Source organism: Pseudomonas sp. AC136 (assembly GCF_979258585.1).
In genome coordinates, this window is sequence record NZ_OZ409865.1 from 4760605 (window position 1) to 4773683 (window position 13079).

The 13079-nt window shown below is 59.9% G+C and carries 10 protein-coding genes; 8 read left to right on the top strand and 2 right to left on the bottom strand.

Annotation, left to right across the window (positions count from 1 at the left end):
• Nucleotides 1-168 precede the first annotated feature (168 nt).
• The 8 genes from ACZZZU_RS21300 to fleR all read left to right on the top strand — a co-directional run bounded on the left by ACZZZU_RS21300 (nt 169) and on the right by fleR (nt 8855).
• Nucleotides 169-1629 (top strand): flagellin, encoded by a 1461-nt coding sequence (locus ACZZZU_RS21300; RefSeq protein ID WP_122492521.1) that lies wholly within the window; start codon nt 169-171, stop codon nt 1627-1629.
• 77 nt (nt 1630-1706) lie between these two features.
• The gene (locus ACZZZU_RS21305; RefSeq protein ID WP_122492520.1) at nt 1707-2072 is read left to right on the top strand and encodes a flagellar protein FlaG; all 366 of its coding nucleotides are present in this window, start codon (nt 1707-1709) and stop codon (nt 2070-2072) included.
• Between the two features lie 79 nt (nt 2073-2151).
• Nucleotides 2152-3600, top strand: coding sequence for a flagellar filament capping protein FliD (gene fliD, locus ACZZZU_RS21310; RefSeq protein WP_122492519.1), 1449 nt, complete (start codon nt 2152-2154; stop codon nt 3598-3600).
• Between the two features lie 126 nt (nt 3601-3726).
• Nucleotides 3727-4107 (top strand): flagellar export chaperone FliS, encoded by a 381-nt coding sequence (fliS, locus tag ACZZZU_RS21315; RefSeq protein ID WP_122492518.1) that lies wholly within the window; start codon nt 3727-3729, stop codon nt 4105-4107.
• Nucleotides 4108-4126: 19 nt separating this feature from the next.
• Entirely contained in the window at nt 4127-4426 is a 300-nt protein-coding gene (gene fliT / locus ACZZZU_RS21320; protein ID WP_122451749.1) for a flagellar protein FliT, read from the top strand.
• Nucleotides 4427-4646: 220 nt separating this feature from the next.
• Nucleotides 4647-6119, top strand: coding sequence for a sigma-54-dependent transcriptional regulator (locus tag ACZZZU_RS21325; protein ID WP_463382072.1), 1473 nt, complete (start codon nt 4647-4649; stop codon nt 6117-6119).
• 121 nt (nt 6120-6240) lie between these two features.
• Nucleotides 6241-7446, top strand: coding sequence for a sensor histidine kinase (locus ACZZZU_RS21330; protein ID WP_463551742.1), 1206 nt, complete (start codon nt 6241-6243; stop codon nt 7444-7446).
• Between the two features lie 5 nt (nt 7447-7451).
• Nucleotides 7452-8855, top strand: coding sequence for a sigma-54-dependent response regulator transcription factor FleR (fleR, locus tag ACZZZU_RS21335; RefSeq protein ID WP_463551743.1), 1404 nt, complete (start codon nt 7452-7454; stop codon nt 8853-8855).
• A 139-nt stretch (nt 8856-8994) separates the two neighbouring features.
• Here fleR and ACZZZU_RS21340 read toward each other — a convergent pair whose 3' ends face one another.
• Nucleotides 8995-9519, bottom strand: coding sequence for a CsiV family protein (locus ACZZZU_RS21340; protein ID WP_463551744.1), 525 nt, complete (start codon nt 9517-9519; stop codon nt 8995-8997).
• A gap of 18 nt (nt 9520-9537) precedes the next feature.
• Nucleotides 9538-12987, bottom strand: coding sequence for a transcription-repair coupling factor (mfd, locus tag ACZZZU_RS21345; protein WP_122492513.1), 3450 nt, complete (start codon nt 12985-12987; stop codon nt 9538-9540).
• Nucleotides 12988-13079: the final 92 nt, after the last annotated feature.

Below are 13079 nucleotides of genomic sequence, written 5' to 3' on the forward strand. Positions count from 1 at the left end.
CGGTTTGCACCGGTTCAGCAAGCAGCCAGCAAAATTTTTGAAAATTTTGCTAAAGCTCCAAGAACTAGCGCCGATAAACACTTCGAATGCGAATTCTAGGGGCGCCTGAGCTGCAGGCCCTGAACGTCGCAAGCTCAGGCAAATACTAGGTACTCGGGAGACGCCCAAATGGCACTTACAGTTAACACGAACATTGCATCGCTCAACACTCAGCGCAACTTGAACGCTTCGTCCAACTCGCTGAATACCTCGCTGCAACGTCTGTCCACCGGTAACCGCATCAACAGCGCCAAAGACGACGCTGCCGGTCTGCAGATCTCTAACCGTCTGACCAACCAGATCAGCGGCCTGAACGTAGCGACCCGTAACGCCAACGATGGTATCTCTCTGTCGCAAACCGCTGAAGGCGCGCTGCAACAGTCGACCAACATTCTGCAGCGTATCCGCGACCTGTCCATCCAGGCAGCCAACGGCTCGAACAGCGACACCGACCGTGCCGCTCTGCAAAAAGAAGTATCGGCCCAACAAGCTGAATTGAGCCGTATTGCTGACACCACCACGTTCGGTGGTCGCAAACTGCTCGACGGTTCGTTCGGTACCACTAGCTTCCAAGTGGGTTCCAACGCTTACGAAACCATCGACGTTTCGCTGAAAAATGCTTCTGCTACCTCGCTGGGTTCGTACCAGATCGGTGGCGGCGCAAGCACTGACAGCGCCGGCGCTTCGGCTGCTGGTGGCACTGTGTCTGCAAGCATCGCAGCAAGCGGCGCTGGCTTCTCGGCTAACACCATCACCGTTGTTGGTGGCGGTCAAACCAAAGACGTAGCCGTAACCTCCGGCGACAGCGCTAAATCGATTGCTGGCAAGTTCGACGGCGCCATCTCGGGCCTCAGCGCTTCGGCTCGTAACGTTGTACAGGCTGACGTGAACATCACTTCCGGCGCTGCCAGCTTCTCGCTGAGCGTGGGTAGCCAATCGGTTGCCATCGTAGGTGTGACTGACTCCAAAGGTCTGGCTGATCAGATCAACTCGAACGCCGGTAAGCTGAACGTAACTGCGAACTACGATTCGAAAACTGACAAAGTGACCATTACTTCGGCCACTGGTGAAAACATTGTCTTCGGTGCTGACTCTGCTTCGTCGACCGGTACCATCAACCTGGCTGCACAAGGTTCTGACGGTACTTTCAGCGCCGAAACCGATGTGCGTGCCGCTGGCGGTAAAGCGATCGGGTACGTCGAGTTGAACTCGCCGAACTCCTACGCCCTCACCGGTACTTCGACTGAAGTGTTTGGCGACCAGGCTGCCGACCTGAACACCGTTTCGGATGTGGATATCTCCACCGCTGACGGCGCTCAACGTGCAATCGCTGTAATCGACAACGCACTGCAAAACATCGATGCTCAGCGTGCGGACCTCGGTGCTGTACAGAACCGCTTCGACAACACCATCAGCAACCTGCAGAACATCTCTGAGAACGCTGACGCTGCTCGTAGCCGGATCAAAGACACCGACTTCGCTGCTGAAACTGCAAAGCTGTCGAAAAACCAAGTACTGCAACAAGCTGGTACCGCGATTCTGGCTCAAGCTAACCAACTGCCACAGTCGGTTCTCAGTCTGCTGCAATAACGCAGAAAGAGACGCCAAAATCGGTGGGAGGAAGGGGATGACCCTTCCTCCCATTTGGCCATTGTGAGGTGTCTAAAATGGATGTTTCCAATATCACGTCGGTTGCCGCTCTGCCCAGACAAGCTCGTGACGGGCAAGTGCCGGTAGGGTCTGCTCAGCAGGCTGCAAAACAGACGGCGTCCGCTGCAAGTGCGGATACAAGCTCCGACGCTCAGGCCGACAGTGGAAGTATTGATGCAGCAGTTGCTGACATTCAGTCCTTCGTGCAAACGGTTAAGCGTGGTTTGAATTTCAATGTCGATGACTCAAGCGGCGAAGTTGTTGTCAAAGTTATCGATACGGACTCAGGCAAGTTGGTGCGGCAGATTCCTTCCGAGGAATTGCTCAAGCTGGCTGAACGCCTAGAGGACATTCGCAGCCTCATGTTCGAGGCTAAAGCGTGAGTTGGTACGGTTCTTGAGTACAACTCGCCATACCCGTTCCCATAGGGAATTCGGGACGTTTTTTTGACGGAGGTGCGAGATGGCTGGTGTAACTGGCATTGGTTCGGGCGTAAATATTGACGATATCGTGAAGGCGTCTGTGGCGGCGGAGAAAGCGCCCAAGCAGAATCAGATCGATAAGCTCGAATCCAAAACAACGACCAAGTTGACCTCGCTCGGTTCGTTGAAGAGCGCAGTGAGCGAGTTCCAAACCGCCCTGTCGCTGCTCAACAGCCCGACCAGCTTCCTGTCCAAATCGGCGACTTCCACGAACACCACCGCGCTTAGCGCCACTGGCAGCGCCAGTGCCATCGCGGGTAGCTATAAAATCGAAGTGTCGAAACTGGCCAGCAGCAGCAAAATTGCTTCTGCGGCGATCAGTGGCGGCAGCACTGCCAAATTCAACACCGGTTCGCTGGAAATCAAAGTCGGCAGCAACACAGCGCTGACCGTCAATGTCGACAGCACCAACAACACCCTTGCCGGTGTGCGTGACGCCATCAATGCCCAAGGCAAAACCGCCGGGGTGAGCGCCACCATCGTCACCGACAGCCAGGGTTCGCGCCTGGTTCTGAGCAGCACCAAGATGGGTGATGGCAACGACATCACCATGACCGGCACCAGCACCGGTACAGGTAATGCCTCGCTCGAAGACCTGACCTTCCCCGGCGCTACGCTGGATCCTACGACGTTCGCCACGCCCGCCGAGTACGACGCCGCCGTAGCCAAGGGCGGTAAAACCCTGGCCGCTGCGTCGAGCGCCAAGCTGACGATCGACGGGCTGGAAGTGGTGAGCGATTCGAACACCGTCGACAAAGCCATCGATGGCGTGACCATCAAGCTGACCGGCGTTACCAAAGCCGACGAGCCACTGACGCTCAACGTCGCCGATAACACGTCGGCGGTGAAAGCCAACGTGCAGAACTTCGTCACCGCGTACAACAAAATGATGAGCACCGTGAATTCGCTGACTAAAGTGACCACGGTTGCTAACAGCAACCCGGTTGTAGCCGGGCTGGCTGGCGACTCCACGGCGCGCTCGCTGGTCAGTTCGATCCGCAGTGAGTTGGTATCGAACCAGGATAACGGCGGCGCCATTTCGGCCTTGGCTAATCTGGGTATCACCACCAAGACGGACGGTACGCTGGAGGTCAACAGCGCCAAGCTCGATACCGCGATCAGCGAAAACTACGAAGGCGTCGCCGCTTATTTCACCGGCGACGACGGGCTAGCGAGCCGGCTTACGTCTAAGCTCAAACCGTACACCGATGGTGGCGGAATTCTGCAGCAGCGCACCGAGCAACTTTCCAATACCATCACCAGTCTCGATAAGCAGCAGGAAGACTTGGATCTGCGCATGACCGCGTTGCAGACGCGTTTGTACAAACAGTACAACGCCATGGACGCCCTGGTTTCGCAGCTCACCAACACCAGCACCGGCCTCATGTCGCAGCTGGACAACCTGCCTGGCCTGGTCAAGAAGAATTAAGTCCCGCTAATTCTCGCCCGGCCGATAGCTTTTTTTGATGAAGAAAAAGTACGGACGGGCTTAAAGCTCCCACGAAACCCGCCGATAGCTTGAATATCGAAACAACGGTTCACGAGGGTTTGCAAAATGAGAGCGATGGCGGCGATGAATCAGTACAAGCAAGTGAGCGTGTCGTCTCAAGTGTTTGAAGCAACTCCCCATCGTTTGATCCAGATGTTGATGGAGGGCGGTCTTGAGCGTCTGGCTCAAGCCCAAGGCGCCATGGCGCGCGGCCAGGCCTCGATGAAAGGCGAGCTGATCAGCAAAGCCATCGGTATCGTGGGCGGCCTGCGTGAAGGTCTGGACATGGGCAAGGGCGGCGAGGTCGCACAAAACCTCGACCGCGTTTACGAATACATGATCACCCGCATGCTGGAAGCGAACAAAAGCAACGACCCAGCGCCACTGGTTGAAGTGTCGGGTTTGCTGCGTGAAGTGAAGTCCGGCTGGGATGCAATTGCACCGTAAGGTGGGTGAGGACGACGAAATGGCGAATTCCATGCTGCAACAAATCGAAAGTACCCGCCTGGCCCTGATCGACGCCTTTCAACAGGAAGATTGGGAACGTATCGGCGCGCTGGACACCTCGTGCCGCGAGCAGGTGAGTGCCGCAATGGCCGACAGCACCGGTATCGAAGAAGCCCTGCGTGAGCAGATGGAAGCGTTGGTCGAGGTGTATCGCCACCTGACGGCAGCCTGTGTACGCAAGCGTGAAGCGGTTGGCGAAGAGCTGACTGTGCTGGTCAAATCCAATCAAAGCGCCAAAATCTATCAGATGTTTGGCTAGTCAAAATTTTGTAGCTAACCTTTCGTTCAGAGGAGTTAGCTACAAACCTCTGCGTTAATTCTCAAGACAATGTGCTACCTGGTTGAACTGGGTAGAAAAAAACACGTCATAAAATTGACTGCGTACAAAAAATTGACTCTACTAGTGGCCAATTGCTGGCGTCATTTTATCGTGGTTGCGATGGACGCTTTCTTCACACCCCGGATCAGAACCAGACACTATGTGGCGTGAAACCAAAATTTTACTGGTCGATGACAACAGCGAACGCCGCCGCGATTTGGCGGTAATTCTAAATTTCCTCGGGGAAGAACATCTGGCTTGCACAAGCCAGAACTGGCGGGAGACGGTCGACAAGCTCGACAGCCCGCGCGACGTGCTGAGCGTGCTGCTCGGCGAAGTCACCAGCAAAGGTGGCTCCCTCGAATTACTCAAACAACTTGCTGCCTGGGATGAGCAACTGCCCATCTTGCTGGTGGGCGATGCCGCGCCAGCAGATTGGCCCGAAGACGTGCGCCGTCGTGTGTTGAGCACGTTGGAAATGCCGCCCAGCTACAACAAATTGCTCGACTCCCTGCACCGTGCCCAGGTTTACCGCGAAATGTACGACCAGGCGCGCGGCGCCCGGGCCCGCGAGCCGAACCTGTTCCGCAGCCTGGTCGGCACCAGCCGCGCCATTCAGCAAGTACGGCAGATGATGTCGCAAGTGGCCGACACCGAAGCCAGCGTGTTGATTCTTGGCGAATCCGGCACCGGCAAAGAAGTGGTCGCGCGCAACCTGCATTACCACTCCAAGCGCCGCGACGCGCCGTTCGTTCCCGTTAACTGCGGCGCCATTCCGGCTGAGCTGTTGGAAAGTGAACTGTTCGGCCATGAGAAGGGCGCGTTTACCGGCGCCATCACCAGCCGGGCAGGGCGTTTCGAACTGGCCAACGGCGGCACGCTGTTCCTCGATGAAATCGGCGACATGCCGCTGCCGATGCAGGTCAAGCTGTTGCGCGTGCTGCAAGAACGTACCTTCGAGCGCGTGGGCAGCAACAAAACCCAGAGCGCCGACGTGCGCATCATCGCCGCCACGCACAAGAATCTGGAGTCGATGATCGAAGCGGGCACCTTCCGCGAAGACCTCTACTACCGCCTCAACGTGTTCCCCATCGAAATGGCGCCGCTGCGTGAGCGCGTGGAAGATATTCCGCTGCTGATGAACGAGCTGATCTCGCGTATGGAAGTGGAGAAGCGCGGTTCCATCCGCTTTAACTCCGCCGCCATCATGTCGCTGTGCCGCCACGACTGGGCTGGCAACGTGCGCGAGCTGGCGAACCTGGTGGAGCGCATGGCGATCATGCATCCCTACGGCGTGATCGGGGTGCTCGAGCTGCCGAAGAAATTCCGTCAGGTTGAAGACGAGCACGACCAACAGGCCACCAGCGTCCGCGACGACCTGGAAGAGCGTTTCTCCTTCAACAGCAACATGTCCGGCCCGGAAACCACCGCCATGCTGCCGCCTGAAGGGCTCGACCTGAAGGACTACCTCGGCAATCTCGAACAGGGCCTGATCCAACAGGCGCTGGACGATGCCGGTGGCGTGGTGGCCCGTGCTGCTGAGCGCTTGCGCATTCGTCGTACCACCCTGGTCGAGAAGATGCGTAAGTACGGCATGAGTCGTCGGGATGATGACGAACAGTCGGATGATTGACGCGAAATTTCCTCCCCTCAAACTAGTGCCTTGAAAAATAAGGATATTTTTTTAGGCACGGCTATTGCTAGTTCTCTCTCGACTGACCGTCTTATGACGGCTCACCGGGTGAGAGAGAACCATGAAGCAAACCGCACTCCCAACGTCCAGCACTGCTGCTAACGACATCGAGGCCTCCAGCCGCCAAGGGCTTGAGAAGGCGTTCGCCATGTTCAGCCAAATGTCGACGCAGCTCAGTGACTCCTACAACCTGTTGGAAGCGCGGGTTACCGAACTCAAGGGCGAGTTGGCGCTGGTCAGCGCGCAGCGCATGCAGGAATTGGCCGAGAAGGAGCGCCTGGCGCACCGCCTGCAAAGCCTGCTTGATGTGCTGCCCGGCGGCGTCATCGTCATCGACGGCCAAGGCGTGGTGCGCGAGGCCAACCCGGTGGCCTGTGCACTGCTCGGTAAGCCCTTGGTCGGCATGCTCTGGCGCGAAGTGATTGCCCGCAACTTCGCCCCGCGCAAAGACGACGGCCACGAAGTGTCGCTGAAAAACGGTCGCCGCCTCTCTATCGCCACCCGCTCGCTTTCGGCCGAGCCCGGCCAACTGGTGCTGTTGAACGACCTGACAGAAACCCGTCAGCTGCAAGACCAACTGGCTCGCCACGAACGCTTGTCGGCGCTGGGCCGTATGGTCGCCTCACTCGCTCACCAAATTCGCACCCCGCTTTCCGCCGCCTTGCTCTACGCCAGTCATCTGACCGAGCAAGTTCTGCCGGTCGATCAGCAGCAGCGTTTCGCCAGCCGCTTGAAGGAGCGTCTGCACGAACTGGAACACCAAGTGCGCGACATGCTGGTGTTCGCCCGTGGCGAACTGCCGATGCCCGATCGCCTGGCGCCGAAAAAACTCTACGAAGCGCTGCGTGCCGCCGCCGAGCCCCATGTGCAAGGCATGAACGTGCGCTGGCAGTGCGACGCCCATACCGGCGAGCTGCTGTGCAACCGCGACACCTTGGTCGGCACCGTGCTGAACCTGGTGGAAAACGCCATTCAAGCCGCTGGCCGCGAGGCGAGTCTCAAGGTTCATTTCTATGTACGTGGCCAGAGCCTGCGCCTGTGCATCAGCGACAACGGCCCCGGCATCGACGCCACCACCCTGGCGCGCCTGGGCGAACCCTTTTTCACCACCAAAACCACCGGCACCGGTCTCGGCCTTGCGGTCGTCAAGGCGGTGGCCCGCGCTCACCAGGGCGAATTGCTGCTGCGCTCGCGCCCCGGCCGCGGCACCTGCGCCATTTTGGTATTGCCGCTGATCGCAGTGGCCCCACGGACTTCTCAGGAGTAACCACCATGGCGAGCAAAGTTCTGTTGGTCGAAGACGACCGCGCCCTGCGTGAAGCACTGGCCGACACCCTGGTGATCGGCGGCCACGATTTCTGCGCCGTAGACTGCGCCGAAGCGGCACTGACGGCGTTGGGCCGCGAGTCGTTCTGCATGGTCATCAGCGACGTCAACATGCCCGGCATGGACGGTCACCAGTTGCTGGGCCTGATCCGCAGCCGTTACCCGCAATTGCCCGTGCTGCTGATGACCGCCTTTGGCGCCGTAGAGCGCGCGGTCGATGCCATGCGCCGCGGCGCGGCGGATTATTTGGTTAAACCGTTCGAGCCCAAAGCGCTGCTCGAACTGGTCGAGCGCCATGCGCTTGGCCGCGTCGGTAAAGATGAAGGTGACGGTCCGGTGGCGCTGGAACCTGCCAGCCGACAACTGTTGGAACTGGCCAAGCGCGTCGCGCAGAGCGATTCCACGGTGCTGATTTCCGGCGAATCCGGCACCGGCAAAGAAGTGCTGGCGCGCTACATTCACCAGCAGTCACCGCGCGCGAGCAAACCGTTTATTGCCATCAACTGCGCGGCCATTCCCGACAACATGCTCGAAGCCACGCTGTTCGGTCATGAGAAGGGCGCTTTTACTGGCGCCGTCGCCTCGCAGCCGGGCAAGTTCGAAATGGCCGAAGGCGGCACCATTCTGCTCGACGAAATCTCCGAGATGCCGCTGGGCCTGCAAGCCAAGCTGCTGCGCGTACTGCAAGAACGGGAAGTGGAACGCGTGGGCGCGCGCAAGCCAATTGATCTGGACATCCGCGTGCTGGCTACCAGCAACCGCGACCTGGCCGGCGAAGTGGCGGCGGGGCGGTTCCGTGAAGACCTGTTCTATCGCCTGTCGGTATTCCCACTGGGCTGGCGTCCCCTGCGCGAGCGTACCGCCGACATCCTGCCGCTCGCCGAACGCCTGCTGGCCAAGCACGCGAAGAAAATGAACCACGCCCCGGCACGCTTATCGGCCGAGGCGGAACGCGCGCTGACCGGTTACCCATGGCCGGGCAACGTACGGGAGTTGGACAACGCCATTCAGCGCGCGCTGATCTTGCAGCAGGGCGGCGTCATTCAGCCGCAAGACCTGTGCCTGAGCGGTCCCATCGGCCTGGCGCCTTTGCCAACGCCGACACTCACACCGGCTAGCAGCGGCAACGCCGTGTTGCCGATCAACGACGAAGGCAGCGACAGCGGCGCCTTGGGCGATGACCTGCGCCGGCACGAATTCCAGATGATCATCGACACCCTGCGCGCCGAACGTGGTCGTCGCAAGGAAGCCGCCGAACGTCTGGGCATCAGCCCGCGCACCCTGCGCTACAAGCTGGCGCAGATGCGCGATGCGGGGATGGATGTTGAGGCGTATTTGTTTGCGAGCTAAAACCGTCGCCCATTAAAAAGCCCGGCACAAATGCCGGGCTTTTTCGTTTTACCTGTAGGAGCGGCTTTAGCCGCGATGCTTTTAAAGATCCAGAGCATCGCGGCTAAAGCCGCTCCTACGCGGGAATTGTGTTCGCGGATTAGAGCGGGCTGATACGAATCAACATGCCCAGATTCGAATGATCCAGATACGTCAATTCGCCCGCTTTCAACCGCGCGGTGCGCTTCAGGCGCTCGCTGCCGGTGAGCATGCCGGTGGCGTCGAACTGGTTGATCCAGAAGTCGGCGTCCAGATCGACAAAACGAACCTGCTTGAGGCTCAGGGTGCCTTCCACCGGGTAGTGACCGAACTGCTGGTTGCCGGTGTTCACGGCGATCTTGGTCGGCGCCTCGCCCATGCTTTGTTGCCAGGCCTGGTGCAGTAGCACGGTGTAGCCGTTGTTCTGATTCAGCTTGGCAGCTTCGCCGTTCAGCGCCGTGCCACGGGCATTGTCAGCGGCGCTGCCTTGCACGCCGGCAGCCCAGTCATCGGGGGCGGTTTGGCTGGCGGGAATGGGCTCGCCGGCCTGACGAAAAATGATCAGCTCAACCTGATACAGGCCGTCGGCAAACGCCATCGGCGTAACGAGGCTGAGCAACAGGGCGACATAACGGAGGGCACGCATTCGGTAGTCCTTTAATAATCAAGCTTGTTTAGGCGTGAGGCGCTCGAACAGCGCTTCCAGCGTGTTAAAGCGCTCTTCCGGACGCTCCATCGGCACCTGGATTTTGAACTGCGTAGCGCCTTCGAATTTGTAGCGGTTGGGCTGGCTTTGAATCAGCTTGATCAGCACCAGTGGATCGACCTGGGTATCGGCGGCAAATTCAATTTTGCCGCCTTGCGGGCCGGCGTCGACTTTCTTGATGCCCAGTTGCTCGGCTTGCAGTTTGAGCAAGGTCAGGCGCATCAGGTTTTTGGTCGGCTCGGGCAGCAGGCCGAAGCGGTCGATCATTTCCACCTGCAGCTCTTTGAGCGCGTCTTCGTCGGCGGCCGAGGCGATGCGTTTGTACAGAATCAAGCGCGTGTGAACATCCGGCAGGTAAGCGTCAGGAATCAGCGCCGGTACGCGCAGGTTGATTTCCGGCCCGCCGCCCAGCGGCTGCTCAAGGTTGGGTTGCTCGCCTTTGCGGATGGCTTTCACCGCACGTTCGAGCATTTCCATATACAAGGTGAAACCCACCGCTTGAATCTGCCCGCTCTGACCGTCGCCGAGCAGCTCGCCCGCGCCGCGAATTTCCAGGTCGTTGGTGGCCAGCACAAAGCCGGCGCCGAGGTCTTGGGTGTTGGCGATGGCTTCCAGGCGCTTCTCGGCGTCGGGGGTCATTTGCTTGCGCGGCGGCGTGAGCAAATAGGCGTACGCCTGGTGGTGACTGCGGCCCACGCGGCCGCGCAGTTGGTGCAATTGCGCCAGGCCGAATTTGTCGGCGCGCTCGATGATGATGGTGTTGGCGCTCGGCACGTCGATGCCGGTTTCGATAATGGTCGAGGCGATCAGCACGTTGAAACGCTTGTGATAGAAGTCGCTCATCACCTGTTCCAGCTCGCGCTCGTGCATCTGCCCGTGGCCGATGCCGATGCGGGCTTCGGGCACCAGTTCGGCAAGGTCGGCGGCGCATTTCTCGATGGTTTTCACATCGTTGTGCAGGTAGTACACCTGGCCGCCGCGCAGCAGTTCGCGCAGCAAGGCTTCTTTAATGACCGGCTTTTGCTGCTCCATCACAAAGGTGCGTACGGACAACCGCCGCGCCGGCGGCGTGGCGATGATCGAAAGATCACGCATGCCCGACACGGCCATATTCAGCGTGCGCGGAATTGGCGTGGCGGTGAGGGTGAGAATGTCCACTTCGCTGCGCAGCGCTTTGAGCTGCTCTTTTTGGCGCACGCCGAAACGGTGTTCCTCGTCGATGATCACCAGGCCGAGGTTTTTGATTTTCACATCGTCCTGCAGCAGCTTGTGGGTGCCGATGACGATGTCGATCTTGCCTTCGGCCAACTGCGCAACCGCGGCTTTCACTTCTTTGTCGGACTTGAAGCGGCTCATCACTTCCACGGTCACCGGCCAATCGGCGAAGCGGTCGCGGAAGCTGTTGTAGTGCTGTTGGGCGAGCAGGGTGGTCGGCACCAGAATCGCCACCTGCTTGCCGCTGTGTACGGCAATAAACGCTGCGCGCATGGCCACTTCGGTTTTGCCGAAGCCCACGTCGCCGCAAACCAGGCGGTCCATCGGCTTGGGCGCCAGCATGTCGGCCATAACGGCTTCGATGGTGGTTTGCTGGTCCGGCGTTTCTTCAAAGGGGAAGCCGGCGCTGAAGGTTTCGTAATCCAGTTTCGGATCGGCGAAGGCATAGCCTTCACGGGCCGCTCGGCGCGCATAGATGTCGAGCAACTCGGCCGCCACGTCACGCACTTGCTCAGCGGCTTTGCGCTTGGCTTTCTGCCAGGTTTCCGAGCCCAGACGGTGCAGCGGCGCAAGAGCGTCATCGCTGCCGGTGTAGCGGGCGATCAAGTGCAGGTTGGCCACCGGCACATACAGCTTGGCCTCGTCGGCGTAAGCGAGCATGAGGAATTCGGCGGTCTGGTTGTCCACTTCCAGCGTGGCCAAACCCAAGTAACGGCCGACGCCGTGGTCGATGTGCACCACCGGCGCGCCTTCGCGCAGCTCGGTTAGGTTTTTGATCACCGCGTCGCCGTGGTCACCGCGGGTTTTCTCACGGCGGCGGCGCTGCATGACGCGCTGGCCGAACAGCGGGCTTTCGGCGATCAGCGCCAGGGCTGGGTCGTCGAGCTGCAAACCGTCGTCCAGCGGCGCGATGGTGATCGCCAGGCGCTCTTTGCCTTTTACAAAGTCGCTCCAACTGTCCACTTCCACCGGCTTGAGGCGCAAACGCGCGAGCAGCTCCAGCAGCACTTCGCGGCGCCCGGCCGATTCGGCGGTAAACAACACGCGGCCGGGGAAGTCGGCCAGGTAGGTTTCCAGCGCGGCCATTGGCTGGCTGGCCTTGGCTTGAATGGCCAGGTCCGGCAATGCCTGGGCGGCGAAGCGCTCGCGGCCGACGCCGGTGTCGACGTCTTGCTGGCTGACCACCACGCGCGGCCAGTTTTTCAGGCGCGCGAAGCAGTCTTCCACCGGCAGGAACAACTCGGCCGGCGGCACCAACGGCCGCTCGGGGTCCACGCGCCGTTCTTCATAGCGGTTGCGTACGTCGTTCCAGAAGTTCTCGCTGGCTTGCTCGATGCCCGGCAGCGAGAACACTTGCGTGTCGCTTGGCAGGTAATCGAACAGGGTGTCGGTTTCGTCGAAAAACAGCGGCAGGTAATACTCGATGCCCGCTGGGGTAATGCCGCTGTTGAGGTCTTGGTAAATGGTGCAGCGGCGGAAATCGACGTCGAAGCGGTCGCGAAAACGCGCGCGGAAACCGGTGACGGCTTCTTTATTCAGCGGAAACTCGCGGGCCGGCAGCAGGCGAATGGAGTCCACCTTGTCGATGGAGCGCTGGGTTTCCGGGTCGAAGGTGCGCAGCGTTTCGATCTCGTCATCGAACAGGTCGATGCGGTACGGCTGCGCGGTGCCCATGGGGAACAAGTCGATGATGGCGCCGCGCACGGTGAACTCTCCGTGCTCGTACACCGTTTCCACGTAGCGGTAGCCGGTGGCTTCCAGGCGCGTGCGCATCTGTTCCACATCGAGCTTCTGGCCCACGTCGAGCACCAGGCTGCTGCCCAGCAGGAAACGCTTGGGCGCCAGGCGGTGCAGGGCGGTGGTGATCGGCACCACGAGAATGCCGTGGCTCAGCTCGGGCAGCCGGTACAGGCTGGCGATGCGCTGGGAAATGATGTCCTGGTGCGGCGAAAACAGGTCGTAGGGCAGGGTTTCCCAGTCGGGAAAGTGCAGCACCGGAAGCTCGGGCGCGAAGAACCGCAACTCCTGCTCCAGGCGCTCGGCGCTCTGGCTGTCGGCGGTCAGTAGCAGGGTGAAACGCTTGGCGGCGTTGGCGGCTTCGGCAATGGCCAGGCTCAGGGCGGCGCCGGGCAGGTTGCCCCACGTTTGTTTGCCGGAGGCGGCAGGAAGGCTGGGTAAGCGCAATACGGACACGAGAGGTCGTGGCTCCGGTTGAGGATTAACCGGAAGGATTGTAACTATCCCGCCGCGCTGCTGTCAGTGTTTCGTCCGCTGCAGATTGCCGG

Bases quoted from the DNA above. Each gene is read 5' to 3' on its own strand.
- ACZZZU_RS21300 (WP_122492521.1), top strand. From the start codon at position 169: ATGGCACTTACAGTTAACACGAACATTGCATCGCTCAACACTCAGCGC.
- ACZZZU_RS21305 (WP_122492520.1), top strand. From the start codon at position 1,707: ATGGATGTTTCCAATATCACGTCGGTTGCCGCTCTGCCCAGACAAGCT.
- fliD (WP_122492519.1), top strand. From the start codon at position 2,152: ATGGCTGGTGTAACTGGCATTGGTTCGGGCGTAAATATTGACGATATC.
- fliS (WP_122492518.1), top strand. From the start codon at position 3,727: ATGAGAGCGATGGCGGCGATGAATCAGTACAAGCAAGTGAGCGTGTCG.
- fliT (WP_122451749.1), top strand. From the start codon at position 4,127: ATGGCGAATTCCATGCTGCAACAAATCGAAAGTACCCGCCTGGCCCTG.
- ACZZZU_RS21325 (WP_463382072.1), top strand. From the start codon at position 4,647: ATGTGGCGTGAAACCAAAATTTTACTGGTCGATGACAACAGCGAACGC.
- ACZZZU_RS21330 (WP_463551742.1), top strand. From the start codon at position 6,241: ATGAAGCAAACCGCACTCCCAACGTCCAGCACTGCTGCTAACGACATC.
- fleR (WP_463551743.1), top strand. From the start codon at position 7,452: ATGGCGAGCAAAGTTCTGTTGGTCGAAGACGACCGCGCCCTGCGTGAA.
- ACZZZU_RS21340 (WP_463551744.1), bottom strand. From the start codon at position 9,519: ATGCGTGCCCTCCGTTATGTCGCCCTGTTGCTCAGCCTCGTTACGCCG.